Source organism: Pseudomonas farris (assembly GCF_019145235.1).
Classification (GTDB): Bacteria; Pseudomonadota; Gammaproteobacteria; order Pseudomonadales; family Pseudomonadaceae; genus Aquipseudomonas; species Aquipseudomonas farris.
Map to the genome: position 1 here is coordinate 1 of NZ_JAHSTV010000002.1, position 18137 is coordinate 18137.

The following is an 18137-nucleotide window of genomic DNA, read 5'->3' on the forward strand; positions in this document are numbered from 1 at the left end:
ATGGGCACTGCGGTGTATCGCCCTTCACATTCTCGAGGTGATCCCCATGTTTCTCATCGCATTCCTGGGCGGCATTTTGACCGTCCTCAGCCCCTGCATCCTCCCGGTCGTGCCGTTTCTGTTTGCCGGTGTTAAACGCACGCGCTCTTCGATCCTGCTCACCCTCGGCGGCATGGCCCTGACCTTCGCCCTGATCTCCAGCCTGGCCGTGGTCAGCAGCGATTGGGTGGTGCAAGCCAACAACACCGGCCGCCATGTGGCGCTGATCGTGATGGTGCTGTTTGCCCTGTCGCTGATCTCCGCTCGCATCGGTGGCTGGCTGGCGCGCCCGTTCGTGCTGTTGGGCAATCGCCTTGATCCCAACACCCGCAAAATGTCTGGCCCGTCAGGCTCGGTGATGATCGGCGTCGCCACGGGTCTGCTCTGGGCGCCGTGTGCCGGGCCGATCCTCGGGGTGATCCTCACTGGCGCCATGCTGCAAGGCGCCAACGCCCAGACCAGTCTGCTGCTGGTGGCGTACGGCCTGGGCAGCGCGTTGTCCCTGGGCACTTTGATCTTCGCCGGTCGCGGCCTGGTCAATCGCTTGAAACCGTCGATTCCGCTGACTGGCTGGCTGCGTCGCGGCACGGGGGCTGCGGTGTTGGTCGCTGCAGCCGTTATCTCCACCGGCGCTGACAACAAGTTGCTCGCCAGCACCTCATCCGAAGGCGTCACCACGGTTGAGCAGCGGGTGCTGGAAACCGTACCGAAAGTGGTCGATTACTTCATCAGCAAGGTCAAGGCCGACTCGACCATGGACGCGGCCAAAGGCGCGATGCCGTCACTTTCCGGCGCAGTCGAATGGCTCAACTCGTCGGCGCTGAGCAACGATTCCCTGCGCGGCAAAGTGGTGCTGGTGGACTTCTGGACGTACGACTGCATCAACTGCCAGCACACCTTGCCCTACGTGAAAGACTGGGCGAAGAAATACGAGAAGGACGGCCTGGTGGTGATCGGCGTACACACCCCTGAATACGGTTACGAACGCATCATCGACAACGTCCGCGATGAAGTGAAAAAACTCGGTATCACCTACCCGGTGGCGATCGACAACAACTATGCGATCTGGCGCGCCTTCAATAACCAATATTGGCCCGCTCACTACCTGATCGATGCCAAGGGCCAGGTGCGTTATACCCACTTTGGCGAGGGACGGTACGAGACTCAGGAACAGATGATTCGGCAACTGCTGGAAGAGGCCAAAGCGCCTGGCGCTTGACCCGTTTTTGGCGACGCAAGCCAATCTGTTAATGCGGCGTTACAGATAGCTGACCACGCATCGGAGAATGCCATATTTCGTGAATTCTCCGGACGATCGGCAGGACGCCGGCGTATCCGGGAGCGATAGTTTGTGGACGACGGGATCATTGCCGACTCTGTCATCACCATCAAGAAAAGGAAGTTGCCATGCCTAAATACATTATTGAACGCGAGCTTCCGGGCGCCGGCGCACTGCCGCAACAAGAACTCAAAGCGATCTCGCAAAAGTCCTGCGATGTGTTGCGCGAGATGGGGCCAGAGGTGCAATGGCTGGAGAGTTACATCACTGGCGACAAGATTTACTGCGTGTACATCGCGCCGAGCGAGGGACTGATCAGGGAGCACGCCAAAAAGGGTGAATTTCCCATCAACAGCGTTTCCCGGGTCATGAACATCATCGATCCCACCACGGCGGAGTGAGCCGGGACGCGTCCCAACCCGCAACGGAGCAGACTTCATGAGCACACCCATTGACCTCACTGCCCTGAAAAACCGCCAGATGGTCACGTGGGCCAGCGGCGACTACGCCGTGATCGGCACCACCTTACAGATCGTCGGCGAACAACTGGCCGAAGCCTGCGACTTGCTCTGTGATGAGCAGGTGCTGGACGTCGCCGCCGGCAACGGTAACGCAACGCTCGCTGCCGCGCGCCGGGGCTGCAAGGTCACGTCCACCGACTACGTGGCCAAGCTGCTTGAACGCGGCGAAGACCGCGCACGGGCGGAACACCTGGACGTGACCTTTCAGGTGGCCGATGCCGAGGACTTGCCGTTCGAGGACGCCAGTTTCGATGCCGTGCTTTCAACCTTTGGCGTGATGTTTACGCCCGATCAGCCCAAGGCTGCAGCGGAACTGGCGCGGGTGTGCCGTCCTGGCGGGCGGATCGGCCTTGCCAACTGGACGCCTGAAGGCTACATCGGCCAGGTCTTCAAGACCCTGGGCCGCCACATGCCGCCACCGCCAGGAGCGCAACCACCTTCGAACTGGGGCACCGAAGCCTGGTTAAACTCGCACTTCGATCAGCGCGACTTTCAGCTCCAAGTGACACGGCGGCTGTTCAACTTCCGCTATCGCTCGGCCGCGCACTGGATCGACACCTTCCGTACCTGGTATGGACCGGTTCACAAGGCCTTTGCGACCCTGCCACCCGAAGGGGGCTCCGCCCTGGAAAACGACCTGACCGAACTGCTGAATCGCCTGAACCGGGCGGGGGAGCGGTCACTGGTGGTGCCCAGTGAATACCTGGAGGTGGTGATTACACGGCGTTGAAACGGCAACACAAATCCCCTGTGGGAGCGGGCTTGCTCGCGAAGGCGGACATTCAGTCAACATCACTGTTGAATGTAAGGTCCTCTTCGCGAGCAAGCCCGCTCCCACAGGGGTATGTGCAGAATTGACTATCTGACTAGCCCGATCACTCATCCAGCCGCTCGGTGTACACAACCCACACACTGCACGGCATTTTGTACAGCAGATGTTCCACCGTGCTGCCGAGCAACCGGCCCATGCCGCGATGGCCGACCCGGCCCATGACAATCACGTCGACATCATAAGTATCGGCATAGCGGGTCAGCACTTTGGTCGGGCTGCCCATGAGCATGTGCCGTTGCTCCGGCGCGATGCCGTTGCGCGCGGCCAACTCGTTAAAGGCATCCTCCTGGAAGTCGAACAGGGTCTTGGCCTTGTCCGAAGCGAAAAACGCCGAACCGTTTTCGAAGCTGAACTCGTCCGAACTGATAGACGAAAGGTCATAGGCGTAGACCACGTCGAGCTCGGCATTGCAGGCGCTCGCCAGTTTTGACGCTTCGTGCAGAATCCGGTCGTTGAAGCTTTTGTAGTGGTCATCACGATGGAAGGGGTCGACCGCCGCAACGATCTTGCGCGGCAACGCATGAATGGCATGGCTGACGAAGTGCAGCGGCACCGGGCATTCGCGCAGCAAATGCACGTCGAGAGGGGTAAACACCAGCCGCGACAGCCGTGATTGGTGCTCCAGCGCCTTGATCAGCACGTCCATCGGCTGCTCTTTGAGGTGAGTCAGGATTTCCTCCAGTGGATTCTCGACCCAAGCCACCTCGGTGGTGACGTGCACACCGATCTTGCGCAGGGGGCGGGCCTGTTCCTCAAGCCATTGGCGGTGGCGCTCGACGTACCCCAGACGCATCTGCTCCAGGGCCTTTTCGTTGACCAAGCCGGCGGTCGCCAGGCCTTCCAGATAGTCGAAAGCCACGATGTGCAAGGCCGCATCTTCAGCCTTGGCCAGCGCCGCGGCACGGTCGAAGGCGGGGCTGTGTTCCATCAAGGGCGAGGCGACCAGCATGAAACGTGCTTGACCAGACATGACAAACCTCCCGTGAGTAAACGAGCAGACGGTGGTCGTTTAATACATCTCAATCCCTTAATTATTGACCATGATCAGTCTCTGGGGGGCTTGGCCGCTCGAACGGGCCGTACAAGGCAGTGCAATGCCCCAATGCAAGTAGCGGAATCGGCGGTGTTCATGCGATGGGGGCACGCCGGAGTTCTAATGTGGGACGGGCTTGCTCGCGATGACGGCCTTCCAGTTGATAAAGGTCCGGTCTGACACACCTCAAGCAGATGCAGCCTTTACGAGTAACCAATGGTCTGCTCCATGACAATCGTGCGCTCGGCACCGTGAAACTCATCGCGAACTTTTCGAAAGCCCAACTTGAAGTAAAAGCCTTCTGCGGTAATCGAGGATGGGACACGTAACACCTCGATTTTCTTATCGATGGCGACGGTTCGAATCATTGCCATCAATTGCCCGCCGATACCGTTGCCTTGATGCTGTGGGTCGACGAAGACGCTACGCACAACGTCGCGATCAAGGCTGGCGGTGGCGACTACACGATGATCGATGGTTGCTACAAAGACCTGGCGTTGAGTGAGTAAGGAAAGAATGGCCTCGGTTGAAAAGCTTTTCTCCACCTGAGTAATCACTTCGGCTGGGTAATCCTGGGCATTGGAGCGGCGTAGCGACTGAATGATGACCCGGCTTATGGCTGGCGCATCCTCGGGGGTTGCGGTTCGAATCTGGGTGTTCACTTGAAGACCTCATTCCTTGTGTCTTGACTGGGCGCTGTGCGTCCGTGGTTGCATTCCTTGGCTGCGAGTGGGAACGACCAAACACCGCAATCGAATGTGGGAGCGGGCTTGCTCGCGAAGACGGAGTATCAGGCAGCATTTCTATCGACTGAAAGACCGCCTTCGCGAGCAAGCCCGCTCCCACAAGGGATTTTGGGTGTTCACCCTATCTAAACAACCTTTGCGCCCCGTGCCTCCAGCAACTCCCGTAATACGGAGCGGTGGCAGTGTGCCTCTTCTTCGCAATAGCACCCCACGGCCAGCGATGTTTGATGGGAGAGGGCGGCCAGCAGGTCGAGCATCTGGCTGGGTGCGGGATGGTTCATCTCGGCCTTGAATTTGCGCTTGAAGGCGTTCCAGGCTTTGGCATCTTCTGCCGCTTTGGCTTCGGCCACCAACTCGGGGCTGGGGGACAGCAGCGGTTGCCACACGTCGTAAAAATTCCGGCTGGCAAATTCGGCCTTTGGTACGCCCCGAGGCGGGCGGCGTACCGTGCCCAGGCGCAGCCCTTCATTCGCGGTGCGGGGTGAGCCGAGTTGCACGATGTGGATGGGCATGATCGCTGTGCCTATTTGAGCCGCGAGCTGTCGAACCATTCCAGCGCCGTGCGCCAGAAGCAGATCCCCAGGAAGTACGCCGACATCAGCAGCCACAGGCCCATCACCAGTGGGTTGATGACCGGGTGGTTGACCACCAGCGACATGCTGCACAACAGCCAAATGGCCGTCACGGCAATGTTGATCGGCATGAACCGCCGCACACGGAATGGGTGCAGGAATTTCATTCGGGTCACGGTCAGCAGCGCCAGGCCGATGACGCTGAGAAAGGTGATCCATGGCGATGGATCGATGATGTACAGGCACAGCGCAACCACGTTCCACGCGGCGGGGAAGCCCTGGAAGTAGTTGTCTTTGCTCTTCATGTTGACGTTGCAGAAGCAAAACAGCGACGACACCAGAATCAGCGACACGGTCAGCAGCAGGGTGTAGTCCGGCAACGGGATGTAACGGTAGATAAACAGTGCCGGGATAAACACATACGTCAGGTAGTCGATTACCAGATCGAGGATCGAACCGTCGAAACTCGGCAGCACCGATTGCACATTGACCTTACGTGCCAGCGCGCCGTCCAGACCGTCGACGATCAGCGCCACGCCCAGCCACAGCAGGCAATTGGTGGGCTGGTTTTCCAACAAGGCGAGGGTCGCGAGGAAGGCTGTGACCACGCCAGTGGCGGTAAAACCATGGGCGCCCCATGCTTTGAGCCTGGCAATGTGTACAGTGGATATCACGGGGGCGTTCTCCAGAAAGTGAAGCAAGCCAGTTATCACCCTCTTGTTGAGGGCGTCGGCAAACCGGGTCGGGTTGCAGGTATCGACCGGATTTTCGGGAATAAGGTTCACCACCTTTGAATCTTAGCCTCCACGCAAAAAAATACCCCGGAAATATCCGGGGCACGTGTTGAGCGCGGCACATCTGTGCCTGACCGATGCCGGGACGAGTGTCAGCGCAGCGAGGGGTGGAACACGCGCAGCCGATGGTTATCCGGGTCAAGCGCGACGAAAGTGCGACCGAAGTCCAGCTCTGTCGGCGCTTGCACCATGGTCAACCCGAGCGCGCTCCAATCGGAAAACAGCGCATCGACCTGCTCGGCAGACTCCACCGGGAACGCCAGCTCGGTCCCACCGCCCGTCACTTGCGCTGCCGGTTCGGCGGTATGCCGTGACCAGAGCCCCAGTTTGTAGCCGCCCTCCAGGACAAATAGCGCGAAGGTCGGCGACTCTTCCACGGGCTTGCGCTCCAGCAGGAACTCATAGAACCGCGCACTGACGGCGGGGTTTTCCACGAAAAGCAAAATATAACGGGGAGTGATCATAGGGCTGCTCCATTCAAGGTGGGCGCAGCATAGAAGGAGGCGGTGTCAGTTTCTGTCAGGAGTGTGAAGGGCGAGGGCAGCACCCATGACGTCAGCCAGACGGAGTTGGCGGAATGTCGGGTGAGGACTATCGTTGCCTGACCGAGTTTCTGCCTATTGATGAGGACGTCGTCATGAACACCAGTGATTTGCTTGAGCAATTACTGCGGGCCAGCCAGGGCTCGCAGTCGCAACAAGGTGGCGGTGCGGCGTCAGCTCCAGGAGGCCTCGGCGGGTTGCTTGGTGGTCTATTGGGGGGCGGTGCGGGTGGCGGCGCAGGCGCCGGAGGCCTGGGTGGTTTGCTCGGTGGTCTGCTGGGTGGCAATTCACCCGTGGGCCGTTCAACCCAGACACGTTCGGGTGGCACCAACTACGCGGCGTTGGCTTCCTTGGGGATGATGGCGTTCCAGGCATATCAGGCTTGGCAACGCAGCCAGGCCTCGGCACCGCAACAGGCACCGCGCACCGTTGACCTGTTGTCTGGTCCGGAAATCGAAGACCACAGCCACGCCATCCTTCGCGCCTTGATCGCCGCCGCCAAGGCCGATGGTCGCATCGATGATGCCGAGAAACAGATGATCAGCACCGAAATCGGCCGCCACACCGACGATCCGCAACTGCAGCAATGGCTCGATGACGAAGTCGCCCGGCCGCTGGATGCCGCCGATGTGGCGCAGTCCGCCCAAGACCCGGGCATGGCCGCCGAGATGTACCTTGCCAGCGTGATGTTGGTGGACGATCAGCAGGACGCCGAACGCAATTATCTGGATGAATTGGCCGCTGCGTTGAAGATCGATCCAGAGTTGCAGGTGCATCTGGAGCAGCAGGCCAAGGGCGGCGCTGCCTGAACGTTCCCCTGTAGGAGCTGGCGAAGCCTGCGATCTTTTGATTTTCAGCGGTTTTGAATATGCCAAAGATCAAGAGATCGCAGGCTGCGACAGCTCCTACAGGGATGGTGTGGCCGGCGTAGGCGCTGGCGTACCGCGGCGCTGCCCCGTCTGTCCGGCCAATTTCAACGCCAATGGAATTTTTTTCAGGCACCGCCGCTCTGCTGATAGAGACGTGCTGATCCAGCGTCCTGCCACTGGCCGCAGAGCGAGACAATTATTCCATGACTGCCCTGACACGACTTGAACCCCGGCCTGCCCACGAACACGCGATGAATGCCGCTGGGGGCGTAAAGTCGCTCTATCAACAGTTGTTGCTGAGCGACGATGATGCGCAAAAACACGCGCTCGCCCAGCGCTTCCTGCAAGAGCAATTGCAGCAAGCGGCGCACCTGCCTGAACAGATGCCACGGGATCTCTCGGCGTTGCAAAACTGGGTCGAACAGCACAGCGTCGACGTGGCCCGGCAATACGCCGATTACCTTCAGCAACGCAAGGCGGGTGGGGCGCGACAGTTCTTCAGTAATAAGGCCCATGCGCTGTTCTTCCTGCAAGCAGTTGCCCCGACCAAACTGGTGGATGGCGCCTGGCTTTATGGCCTGTTGCGGCACTGGCGCGACCCGCGTTTCGACGGTCTTTTGTGCACCTATCTGGAAGAATTGGGCGAGGGCCATCCGGCGCAGAATCATGTGGTGATCTACCGCAAACTGCTGGCCGAACATGGCCTGCAAGACACCGCAGCGATTGCCGATGAGCGCTACCTGCAAGGCGCGATTCAACTGGCGCTCGGCTATTGCGCCGATGAGTATTTGCCGGAAGTGATCGGCTACAACCTCGGCTATGAACAGCTGCCGCTGCATTTGTTGATCAGCGCTTATGAACTCAGCGAACTGGGCATCGATCCGCTTTACTTCACGCTCCACGTGACCATCGACAATGCCAGCACCGGGCATGCCCACAAGGCGGTGCAATCGGTGCTGCAGTTGCTCCCGGTGGAAGGCGATCGTGATGACTTTTTGCGGCGGGTGGCGCTGGGTTATCGGCTCAATGACCTGGGGCTGGGCAGCCGGGCGATCATCGAGTCGTTCGACCTCGACAGTGAAGTACTGAGCATGCTTGAACGCAAACGCCCGTTCGGCCAGCACATGCATTCCGATTACAGCCGCTTTGAAGGCAAGACCGTCAATCAATGGCTGTCTTCACCGGAGCAGTTGCCAGGATTGCTGGCGGCCCTGGAAAACAAGGGCTGGATCAAGCGCCACCAAGACCCGAAGGCCAGTCGTTTCTGGCAATTGATCGACGGCGCTGGCGCGGCAATGTTCGGCGTATTCAGCCCTTACGAAAAACAGTTGCTGCATGACTGGATTGCCGGCGGCTGGAAACCGGAGCATCCGGTCGCTGCGGTACGGCGCGGCAGCAGCGTTACGGCGCAGATGCCAGTGCCTGACAGCGATCCGGATATCCAGCGCCTGCAAACCGCGCTGAACGGTCTGAGCGGGCACGAGCAGATGCCGGTGTTGATGCCGTGGCTCTCGCCCCATCGGCATGCCCATCCTGCCGGTCTGTTGGCGACGCGCCGGTTTATCGAGCTCAAATCCAGCCTTCTCTAAAACGCCTTTTTATCAACGGGAGCGGTTTATGAGTCAGGAAGAACAACTGTCTGCCGCCGACCTGGCGCTGGTGCAACTGGGACGGCGCTTGCAGGCTGACGGTTACCGATTCATCACGCCGACGCCGCTGACGCATCAACGCGTCAATACCCGCGCCGAAGCCCGGCGGGCCGAGACCTTGCGCGATGTTTTTGGCTGGTCGCGGCCATTTGAACCAGGGCTGTTGTCGGCGGATGAACAACGCCAGTTGCAACAGGCGCAGGTGCTGGAGGAGTGCAACGGGCGACTGATAAGTCGGGTGCGTTGGTCCAGCCTCGATGACTTGTTGTTCGTGCATTCGGCGTTTCCGACGGAGGCCGCCGATTCAGTGTTCTTCGGCCCCGACACGTATCGGTTCGCCCAACTGATTCACGCCCATCTGCAGCAGAACTTCGCCCCAATCAGGCGCGTCGTGGACATCGGTTGCGGTGCCGGTGTCGGTGCCATTCTGATTGCCCGCGCCCGTCGCGAAGCCGAGGTGTTGGCGCTGGATATCAACCCGGAGGCGCTGCGCATGACGGCCATCAACGCCGCGCTCGCCGAAGTGGCTAACGTCAGTGTCGAGGCCAGCGATTTGCTGCAGGATGTCGACGGATACTTCGACCTGATCGTCGCCAATCCACCCTACATGGCTGACCCCGCCGAGCGTGCTTACCGGCATGGCGGTGGCGCGTTGGGTGCGGAGCTGTCACTGCGGATTGTCGAGCAGGCACTCGGTCGGCTTGCACCCGGCGGCTCATTGCTGCTGTACACCGGCGCAGCGATGGTCGATGGTCGCGACCCGTTTCTGGAGGCTCTCGCTCCGCGTCTGGAGGCCCCGGGGTTCGGCTGGACGTATCGCGAACTTGATCCCGATGTGTTCGGTGAAGAGTTGTCGTCACCCGGTTATCAACGGGTGGAACGGATCGCCGTCGTCGCGCTGACCGTAACGCGTCTCGGCCCAGGCATTGGGGAAAACGTTGATGAGCAGGCGCCTGAACTTCGGCATTGAAGAAGAATACTTCCTCACCGACCTCGTCACCCGGCGCATGCCGGGGCAGCCCTCGGCCCAAGCGATCGAGGCGTGCAGGGCGGCGCTGGGCCAGTCGTTCGCCTATGAGATGTTCCAGGGGCAGATTGAAGTCGCCTCACCGGTGTTCAGCAGCTTACCGGAGGCCGCCGATTATCTGGCAGCTACCCGCAGTGCCCTGAGACGTGCTCTGGAACCGTTCGGCCTGGGCCTGCTCAGCGCCGGCAGTCACCCCTTGGCGGATTGGCGAATTCAGTACCCGACAGATCAGGCGCATTTCCACCTGCTGTTCGACGACTACCAGCGAGTGGCCCGGCGCAGCCTGTTGTCCGGGTTGCACGTGCACGTCGAAGTGCCCGGTCATCTGGATCGTATTAGGGTCATGAACGAAGTCTTGCCGTGGATGCCACTGTTGTTGGCGCTCAGTACCTCTTCACCGTTTTGGGAGGGTGAGGACAGCGGTTTCATGAGCTATCGCCAAGTCGCCTGCGATGAGTGGCCGCGCATGGGCATTCCGGAGTTTTTCGAGGATCAGGATGCGTTCGACGATTACGTCGCGCTGATGACCCGGACCGGCTCGGTCCGGCAGCCCAGCGACTGTTGGTGGAGCGTGCGCCCGGCCGCGCGGTTTCCCACGCTGGAGCTGCGCATCACCGACGCCTGCCCACGGCTGGACGATGCGCTGTGCATCGCTTCGCTGTTTCGCCTGATGGTCGCTGACGCCATCGCGCAGTCGCTGCCTGGGGCGAACTTCAACCGGACGGCTTACTGGATCCTCAAGGAAAATCGCTGGCGCGCCAAGCGTTACGGCATTCACGGCACCTTCATTGGCCAGGACCACGAACCGACGATCTCGGTCGAGCAATGGCTGGCCCTGGCGCAAGTGACGTTTGCCGAAACCGCGCAGCAGCTGGGCGTGCAAGACGTCTTCAAACAGGCCCGGCGCATGCTGATCGAAGGCACCAGCGCGGATCGGCAACGGTGCGCGGTGGAACAGGCATTGCGCGACGGACGCTCGATGCCCGAGGCGTTGGCGCGAGCTGTCGATCAACTGCTGATGGAAACCGGCGGGCAACCTTGCGCCAGCCCGGTCCCGCAACGGAGCTATGACACCCAGTTGAAATAGTTGATTATCTAGCCACGGCGGTACCGGTGAGGCCGTTGCTAAAGCGTAAGACGATGACACCACCAATCGCCGCCAGAAACGAACCGATCAATACCCCAACTTTAACTTCATCGACCAGATGAGGTGAGCCAGGGAACGCCAAATTGCCAATAAACAGACTCATGGTGAAACCGATTCCGCACAAGAGCGCCACGCCGTATAGCTGCAACCAGTTGCTGTCTGCTGGCATCTTGGCCAGCATCATTTTAGGTTCACAGGGTAACGGTTTCCTGGCGGGAATCTTTCTGGGGTCCGTTGCCACCAAGGTGATTCAGCTCTCTAGCATTCCAATCACTTTAGTAAAATAAGAAATCGTGAATGGCTTGATATCCTGGCGCCGTGCCCGTGATCAAATTGAAGCCGTCCGACGGTCCCATTGCTAGTTGAAGCTATGACGTGGGGCCAATAGTCGAAAATGGACTAATCGTCGCGCCTGAATCGCCCGTGGCTGACTCAACTACGCTTTAGGTGAAGGTTGAAGGCTGTCGAACCCGCAACTGGGAGGATCCCGTGAATAGTCACTGGTGGTGCCGCCTGCTCTTGCTGATGATACTGGTCTGGGTACCGACGGGGGCGACGACGGCTTCGGGCAGTGTCGTGGTCCTGACTGTCAACGATGCTATTGGTCCGGCCAGTGCCGATTACGTGGTGCGCGGCCTGACGCGTGCGGTCACCGAAGGCGCGCAGTTGGTGGTCATCAACCTCGATACCCCCGGCGGGCTGGACACTTCGATGCGCTTGATCATCAAGGCGATTCTGGCCAGTCCCCTGCCAGTGGCCAGTTTCGTCGCCCCCAGTGGCGCACGCGCGGCCAGCGCCGGCACCTATATTTTGTATGCCAGCCACATTGCCGCCATGACCCCCGGCACCAACCTGGGCGCTGCTACGCCGGTGCAGATCGGCGGTCTGCCCGGCACCGCACCCGAACCGCCGGGCCCACCCGACGCACCCACCACCGACAAGAATTCTGCGCCTGAGCCGCGGGACACCTTGACTCGAAAACAGATCCACGATGCGGCGGCTTACATCCGTGGCCTTGCGCAACTGCGCGGACGTAACGCCGACTGGGCCGAAAAAGCGGTACGCGAATCGCTCAGCCTGTCGGCCGACGAAGCACTCAAACTCAAGGTGGTCGACTATGTGGCCAATGACGTGGCCGACCTGCTCAAGCAACTGGACGGCAAGAGCCTCAATGTCGCCGGTCAAACGCTGAAATTGAGCACCGCCGGGGCTGTGCTCATCGACCATGCGCCTGATTGGCGCACGCAACTGCTGGCGGTGATCACCAACCCCAGCGTGGCGTTGCTGCTGATTATGTTCGGGGTCTATGGATTGATATTCGAATTCATGAACCCAGGGTCGGGGGTTGGTGGGGTGCTCGGTGGCATCTGCCTGTTGCTGGGGCTGTATGCCCTGCAACTGTTGCCCGTGAATTACGCCGGGGTCGGACTGATTCTGCTAGGGATCGCCTTCATGATCGCCGAGGCGTTTCTACCAAGTTTCGGTGTGATCGGTTTCGGTGGGGTGGTTGCTTTTGTAGTCGGCGCAGTGATTTTGATGGACACCGATGTACCGGGCTTCGGCATTCCGTTGACGCTGATCATCGGCATGGCACTGATCAGCGCCCTGTTGTTGATGGCTTTGGTCGGCATGGCGCTCAAGGCTCGACGCCGTGCTCTGGTCAGCGGCGATGCAGGCTTGGTCGGCAGTCTGGCCACGGTGACGGGGCTGCTGCCGGGTCTGCCCATGAGCGGCTGGGTGCAACTGCAGGGCGAAAAATGGCAGGTTCAGAGCAACTTGCCCCTGCACTTGGGCCAACAGGTCCGAGTGGTGGCGCGCACCGGGGTGATGCTGGATGTCATTGCGCTGGATGAAACGCCACCGCTAGAAAGTTAATTCAAGTCCTTCGAATCGGATTTTGGCGCGCTGCCAGCCCTGCGCTTGTGTGGGTGTACCCGGCCTTCCGGATTTCGCGCGAATCCGAGCGCGGGTTGGTGTTCCGACTCGGGGGGTGGCGGTCTGGGCGACGGAGAAAAATGCCTGCATGCATCCGCCAAGAGGCGGCGGAACCTTCCCATACCTAACAAGGGTCACAAGCAAATAGCAGATCGAATTTTGTCTTCACTCCCGTGGAGCTCACATGGAAAAGCCACTCGAAAAGTACCGTGACATGAGAGACTTCGACGAAAGTCCCGAACCCGCCGGTATTGCCAAACCTGCGAGAGGCAAACGCAAGGACCAAGCGCACGCGCTACAGTATTGCATTCAAAAGCATGACGCCTCGCACCTGCACTACGACTTTCGCCTGGAACTCGACGGAGCGCTGAAAAGTTGGGCCGTGCCCAAAGGGCCGTCGCTGGACCCCAAGGTCAAGCGCCTGGCCATCCACGTCGAAGACCATCCGCTGGATTACGCCACGTTCGAGGGCACCATTCCCGAAGGGCATTATGGCGCCGGCGATGTGATCGTCTGGGACCGTGGGGTGTGGATTCCCCAGGACGATCCGGCCAAGGCGTACACCAAGGGCCGGCTGAAATTCGAGCTGAAAGGAGAGAAGCTCGGCGGCCTGTGGAACCTCGTGCGCACGCACATGCCGGGCAAGCAGGAGCAATGGTTTCTGATCAAACATCAGGACAGCGCCGCCAGACCTGACAGCGAATACGACGTGGTCGCCGCCGAGCCGGACAGCGTGCTCAGCGACCGCACCATCGTGGAAAAAAAGCACGGTACTGAAAAGCCTAAACCGATAAAGAAAGCGCCGGCCAAGGCGCGTAAGGAAAAGTCGGCACAACTGACGGGCGCTCGCAAAGCCAAGCTGCCGGAGCTGCTCAAACCCGAACTGGCAACGCTGGTCGAATCCGCGCCAAGCGGCGAATGGAGCTATGAGATCAAGTTCGACGGCTACCGGGTCATGGCGCGCATCGACCACGATGAGGTCAAACTCTTCACCCGCAATGGTCACGACTGGACCCACAAATTGCCCGGGCAAGCCGAGGCACTGGCAGCGCTGGGCCTGGAGTCGGCCTGGCTCGACGGCGAAATGGTGGTGGCCAACGAGCAAGGCGTTCCGGATTTTCAGGCGCTGCAAAACGCGTTCGATTCCGGCCGAAGTGCCAGCATCGTTTACTACCTGTTCGACTTGCCCTACCTCAACGGCGTGGACCTGCGCGAAGTGCCTGTCGAGGAGCGCAGGGCGGCGCTGTCGACCGTGCTCAAGCCCAATGAAAATCCGCTGTTGCGATTCTCCGACGCCTTTGGCGAATCCCCGGAGGCCTTGCTCAACAGTGCCTGCGAAATGAAGATGGAAGGGCTGATCGGCAAGCGCCTGGGCTCGCCTTACGTGTCTCGGCGCACCAGTGACTGGATCAAACTCAAGTGCAAGCATCGGCAGGAATTCGTCGTCGTCGGTTTCACTGACCCCAAAGGCGCACGCAGTGCCTTTGGCGCATTGTTGCTGGGATTGCACGACCGCGACAGCGGTGAATTGCGTTATGCCGGCAAGGTTGGCACCGGGTTCAACGAGGCGACTCTCAAGCGTATTTACGAACAATTGAAACCGCTGCAGACGAAAAAGCCGTCGGTGGTCAATCCGCCCAGCGGCTTCGAAGCCAAAGGTGTGCATTGGCTCAAGCCCACACTGCTGGCAGAAGTGGCCTTCGCCGAAATGACCAAGGACGGCTCGGTGCGCCACGCCGTGTTCCATGGTTTGCGTGATGACAAGCCTGCCAAAGAAATCACCGAGGAGTTGCCGACAACCGTGAACACTTCAGCCTCGAAAACATCAGTCTCGAAAACCGCCGCAGCAAAATCCACAGCGAAGAAGAAATCCGCCGCTGAGATACCTGACACCGCCGATCCAAAAGCTGCCCAGTCGACTGTCGCGCCGTCGCAGATCGGCCTGGCCAGCGGCAAGGTGCGCATCACGCACCCGGACCGGGTGATCGACGCCAGCAGCGGCACCACCAAGATGCAACTGGCGGAGTACTATGCCAGCGTCGCCGAATGGATTTTGCCGCAACTCAAGGACCGGCCGGTGGCGCTGGTGCGCGCGCCGGACGGCATCGCCGGCGAACTGTTCTTTCAGAAGAACGCCGAACGCCTGGCCATTCCGGGGATTGTTACCCTGGACAAAGAACTGACAGGCCAACCGGTGATGATCATCAACAACGCCAAAGCACTGATCGGCGCGGTGCAGATGAGCACGGTGGAACTGCACACCTGGAATGCCACGTCAGTCGATCTGGATAAGCCCGATCGCTTTGTTCTCGATCTCGACCCGGATCCGGCGCTGCCCTGGAAAAGCATGATCGAAGCAACCCAGCTAACGCTCACAGTGCTGGATGAGCTGGGGCTCAAGGCGTTTCTCAAAACCAGCGGCGGCAAGGGGATTCACCTGGTGGTACCGCTGACCCGCAAACAGGGTTGGGACGAGGTCAAGGACTTCAGCCATGCCATCGTCAGCCATATGGCCAAATTGCTACCGGATCGCTTTTCTGCGGTGTCCGGACCGAAAAACCGTGTAGGGCGTATCTTCATCGACTACCTGCGCAACGGTCTGGGCGCCACCACTATTTGCGCTTACGCGGTGCGCACCCGCGAAGGGTTGCCGGTATCGGTGCCGATTTTTCGGGAGGAGGTGGCCGAGCTCAAGGGCGGCAATCAATGGAACGTGCACAATGTGCATGAACGCCTGGCCGAGATCGGTGACGAACCTTGGGCCGAGCTGAAGAAAACCCGACAGACGATTACTGCCGAAATGCGTCGGCGGGTCGGGATGAAAAAGTAGGGAATGAGAAGGAAAGTGGCGAGGGGGCTTGTCGGAACGCCGCATCGCCCCGTTTGAGTGCGTAGCACTCACAAGATCTTTGGCACATCAGAGATTTTGGGGCCGCTTCGCAGCCCAACGGGGCGATGCGGCGTTCCGACAAGCCCCCTCACCACAGGCTCGCCGCCTCGACGACTATCGCTTGCCGAGCGCGGCAGCCAGCAGCGGCGCCGCCTGCTCATCGGTCAATGCGGCGTGGACTTCCATGCTCATGAGGTCGCTCCATTCCAGCACCCACTTCTGAATCGACACCGGATCATCGGCTTCTGCAATGCCAAAACCACTCGAGCCACCGACGGCATGCCAGCGCCCCAGCATGTTGACGCCTGCGGGTGGCGCGCCACCGGTCTTGAGAAAACGTTCGATTGCGCTGTTGCGATGTTGCGGACTGATGGACCAACGGACGATGAATAGCATCTGCCACCTCCTGCTACGGATGGGCACCTTTATCTTCGCGCACCTGGCTGGCGCCGGGGCCACGGTCACGCTTGTGTTTCCAGCTCCATCCTGGCAGGCCTGAAACCCTTTCTCCCATGAAAAGGCATAGCAGCGGCCCGCGTTTTGCGTACGACCGCTGATCCTCTTTCAGGCATTTGAAATGAACATATCGGGATAACAGTGCAAACCATCAGGCATCACGCAACAAGTCGTTGGCATTGAGCAGCTCGTAGGCAATCTCCGGGCGCTTCTCCAGCCCTCGACGAATCGCCGCCGGAATCGACTGACGGGTTTTGCGACACAGGCCCGGCAAATCGCCGAGGGTGATGTTGATGCCGCGCATGGTGCGCACTTCATTGAAGCCCGGAACGATCTCCACACGCAGACCCAACTGCTCATACATCCGGCGTTGCAGACGCTCCAGGTCGCTCAGGCTCTGGAGATTTTCCAGGCGTTCGATCAGGCGCTTCTCCTCCGACCGGGTCAGGCTCAGGATGCGCAAATCCGCGCCGGGGGTTTCCAGCAACGGCTCACGCTCGCAGATGCAGGCTCCGGGCGGGCAGGGTTGGCGGATCGGAAGAGAGGTCGTCATGGGGTTCAATCATAGAGCGCTATGATCGGGTTTGCCCATGGGGTTGTTGTGCCGTTGAGCGCGATGTCTACATTCCTCTGCCGATCGCTTCTTCGACGAGCATTGGTAAGTCGAATGTAAACGCTACTCAGCACTAAAGTGACTTGTGATGGTCAATAAAATCCCGCAACGACCATCAGTAGTCGTACTGCTCGGAACCGACCGAATCCGCATCGGTATTTTGATCAAGGACAGTGAAAGCATGTTTGCCGCAATTTAATCAGCAACCGCCTCCATCTGGTTCCGTGAATCGGGACTCGTCGTACGTTTATCCCTCAATCCAATTCGAAGATTTAAAGCATGCACCTACGCAAAATTGCAGTTGGGCTGTCGGCCCTTGTTTTGCTCTCGACCGGGGCAGAAGCCCGCAGTCTGCTGGATCTCATCAAGCCGCCCACCCAGCATCAGGAACAAGTGTCCCGCTCGGGATCGGTCAGCCAGAACGCGGCCCTGGGTCTCTATTCAAACAAACAGAAACAGGCATCGTTTGACGGCTGCGCAGAGCTGTTCCCGGCTGAGAAACCCATCAACATGGCCTCTGTGCCTGCAACAATGAAACCCCTGGCCCTGTGTTCCGACAACTTTGCGGTGCTGTACTCGCAAACCAGCAAGACGCCATTGGTAGTGGTCGAACGCCTTAATGCCGCCCAGTTACAGGATGCCAAAGGCGAGGAGCGCACCAACCAGTTCTACCCGGACCCACGCATCCCCAAGAGTGGACGGGCAGAGTTGAGCGACTACCGTAGCCAACATCCGGCTGTGGACCGCGGCCATCAATCCCCGGCAGCCGATGCTCCGAACCCCAATGCAATGGCCCAATCCTTTGCACTGTCGAACATGGTGCCGCAAGACCCAACCAACAACCGGAAGATCTGGAGTAAGGTCGAGTCCGATGTCAGAAAGTTTGCCAAGCGAGCCGATGGCAATGTTTTTGTCTTTACCGGCCCGCTCTTTGACTCAGGCCACACCACCATCGGCGACAACAAGGTCTGGGTGCCGACGCGCCTGTTCAAGCTGGTTTATGACGCATCGTCCAAGCGTGCCTGGGCCTACGTACTACCCAACGCTGAAACTCGCATTGAGAGACCGATGGACTATGACGCTTTCGTGAAGAGTACCGGGCTCAAATTGCTGGGGAATCTACCGGTCACAGGTTCCGTAGGACGCTCTTGATGGCTTGATGAATTGCACCCCAAAGGCTGGATGCAACCGAT

General features: G+C 59.7%; 18 protein-coding genes and 1 pseudogene. 11 read left to right on the forward strand and 8 right to left on the reverse strand.

Features of this window, described 5'->3' with window-relative positions:
- Nucleotides 1-46 precede the first annotated feature (46 nt).
- The 3 genes from KVG95_RS03215 (at nt 47) to KVG95_RS03225 (ending at nt 2569) form a co-directional block, all read left to right on the forward strand.
- Nucleotides 47-1258, forward strand: coding sequence for a cytochrome c biogenesis protein DipZ (locus KVG95_RS03215; protein WP_217854480.1), 1212 nt, complete (start codon nt 47-49; stop codon nt 1256-1258).
- Between the two features lie 188 nt (nt 1259-1446).
- Entirely contained in the window at nt 1447-1719 is a 273-nt protein-coding gene (locus KVG95_RS03220; RefSeq protein WP_217854481.1) for a DUF4242 domain-containing protein, read from the forward strand.
- A 37-nt stretch (nt 1720-1756) separates the two neighbouring features.
- Nucleotides 1757-2569 carry a class I SAM-dependent methyltransferase gene (locus KVG95_RS03225; protein WP_217854482.1) on the forward strand — a complete coding sequence of 271 codons (813 nt, stop codon included), beginning with the start codon at nt 1757-1759 and terminating at the stop codon, nt 2567-2569.
- 145 nt (nt 2570-2714) lie between these two features.
- On the opposite strand, the gene KVG95_RS03230 is transcribed toward KVG95_RS03225, so the two are convergent.
- The 5 genes from KVG95_RS03230 to KVG95_RS03250 all read right to left on the reverse strand — a co-directional run bounded on the left by KVG95_RS03230 (nt 2715) and on the right by KVG95_RS03250 (nt 6280).
- Nucleotides 2715-3641 carry a universal stress protein gene (locus KVG95_RS03230; RefSeq protein ID WP_217854483.1) on the reverse strand — a complete coding sequence of 309 codons (927 nt, stop codon included), beginning with the start codon at nt 3639-3641 and terminating at the stop codon, nt 2715-2717.
- A gap of 266 nt (nt 3642-3907) precedes the next feature.
- Nucleotides 3908-4366 carry a GNAT family N-acetyltransferase gene (locus KVG95_RS03235; RefSeq protein WP_217854484.1) on the reverse strand — a complete coding sequence of 153 codons (459 nt, stop codon included), beginning with the start codon at nt 4364-4366 and terminating at the stop codon, nt 3908-3910.
- Nucleotides 4367-4575: 209 nt separating this feature from the next.
- The gene (locus tag KVG95_RS03240) at nt 4576-4962 is read right to left on the reverse strand and encodes a DUF488 domain-containing protein (protein ID WP_217854485.1); all 387 of its coding nucleotides are present in this window, start codon (nt 4960-4962) and stop codon (nt 4576-4578) included.
- A gap of 11 nt (nt 4963-4973) precedes the next feature.
- Complete coding sequence (gene pcsA, locus KVG95_RS03245; protein WP_217854486.1) at nt 4974-5696, reverse strand: phosphatidylcholine synthase; 723 nt, start codon at nt 5694-5696, stop codon at nt 4974-4976.
- Nucleotides 5697-5908: 212 nt separating this feature from the next.
- The gene (locus KVG95_RS03250; RefSeq protein ID WP_217854487.1) at nt 5909-6280 is read right to left on the reverse strand and encodes a VOC family protein; all 372 of its coding nucleotides are present in this window, start codon (nt 6278-6280) and stop codon (nt 5909-5911) included.
- Nucleotides 6281-6393: 113 nt separating this feature from the next.
- On the opposite strand from KVG95_RS03250, the gene KVG95_RS03255 reads away from it, so the two are divergent.
- The 4 genes from KVG95_RS03255 to KVG95_RS03270 all read left to right on the forward strand — a co-directional run bounded on the left by KVG95_RS03255 (nt 6394) and on the right by KVG95_RS03270 (nt 10990).
- Nucleotides 6394-7167 (forward strand): tellurite resistance TerB family protein, encoded by a 774-nt coding sequence (locus KVG95_RS03255; protein ID WP_217854488.1) that lies wholly within the window; start codon nt 6394-6396, stop codon nt 7165-7167.
- Between the two features lie 263 nt (nt 7168-7430).
- Nucleotides 7431-8816 carry an iron-containing redox enzyme family protein gene (locus KVG95_RS03260; protein WP_217854489.1) on the forward strand — a complete coding sequence of 462 codons (1386 nt, stop codon included), beginning with the start codon at nt 7431-7433 and terminating at the stop codon, nt 8814-8816.
- A gap of 28 nt (nt 8817-8844) precedes the next feature.
- A complete protein-coding gene (locus tag KVG95_RS03265; RefSeq protein ID WP_217854490.1) occupies nt 8845-9846 on the forward strand; it encodes a methyltransferase in 1002 nt (333 codons plus the stop codon).
- Entirely contained in the window at nt 9818-10990 is a 1173-nt protein-coding gene (locus KVG95_RS03270; RefSeq protein WP_217854491.1) for a carboxylate-amine ligase, read from the forward strand. Before KVG95_RS03265 ends, KVG95_RS03270 begins: the two co-directional genes overlap by 29 nt.
- A gap of 4 nt (nt 10991-10994) precedes the next feature.
- Here the strand turns inward: KVG95_RS03270 and KVG95_RS03275 are convergent.
- Nucleotides 10995-11228 (reverse strand): annotated as a pseudogene (locus KVG95_RS03275) (Na+/H+ antiporter NhaA); the annotation flags it as partial.
- Between KVG95_RS03275 and KVG95_RS30085 the strand changes: the two are divergent.
- The 3 genes from KVG95_RS30085 (at nt 11152) to ligD (ending at nt 15815) form a co-directional block, all read left to right on the forward strand.
- Entirely contained in the window at nt 11152-11337 is a 186-nt protein-coding gene (locus KVG95_RS30085) for a universal stress protein (protein ID WP_225922894.1), read from the forward strand. The pseudogene KVG95_RS03275 and the gene KVG95_RS30085 overlap by 77 nt on opposite strands.
- 202 nt (nt 11338-11539) lie before the next feature.
- Nucleotides 11540-12925: an NfeD family protein gene (locus tag KVG95_RS03285; protein WP_217854493.1), complete on the forward strand. Its 1386-nt coding sequence runs from the start codon at nt 11540-11542 to the stop codon at nt 12923-12925.
- 244 nt (nt 12926-13169) lie between these two features.
- Nucleotides 13170-15815 (forward strand): DNA ligase D, encoded by a 2646-nt coding sequence (gene ligD, locus KVG95_RS03290; protein WP_217854494.1) that lies wholly within the window; start codon nt 13170-13172, stop codon nt 15813-15815.
- A gap of 174 nt (nt 15816-15989) precedes the next feature.
- Here the strand turns inward: ligD and KVG95_RS03295 are convergent, their stop codons facing one another.
- Together KVG95_RS03295 and KVG95_RS03300 are read right to left on the reverse strand one after the other, a co-directional pair.
- The gene (locus KVG95_RS03295) at nt 15990-16271 is read right to left on the reverse strand and encodes a DUF3303 domain-containing protein (RefSeq protein ID WP_217854495.1); all 282 of its coding nucleotides are present in this window, start codon (nt 16269-16271) and stop codon (nt 15990-15992) included.
- A gap of 211 nt (nt 16272-16482) precedes the next feature.
- Entirely contained in the window at nt 16483-16884 is a 402-nt protein-coding gene (locus KVG95_RS03300; RefSeq protein WP_217854496.1) for a hypothetical protein, read from the reverse strand.
- Between the two features lie 339 nt (nt 16885-17223).
- On the opposite strand from KVG95_RS03300, the gene KVG95_RS03305 reads away from it, so the two are divergent.
- A complete protein-coding gene (locus KVG95_RS03305; RefSeq protein WP_217854497.1) occupies nt 17224-18096 on the forward strand; it encodes a DNA/RNA non-specific endonuclease in 873 nt (290 codons plus the stop codon).
- Nucleotides 18097-18137 lie beyond the last annotated feature (41 nt).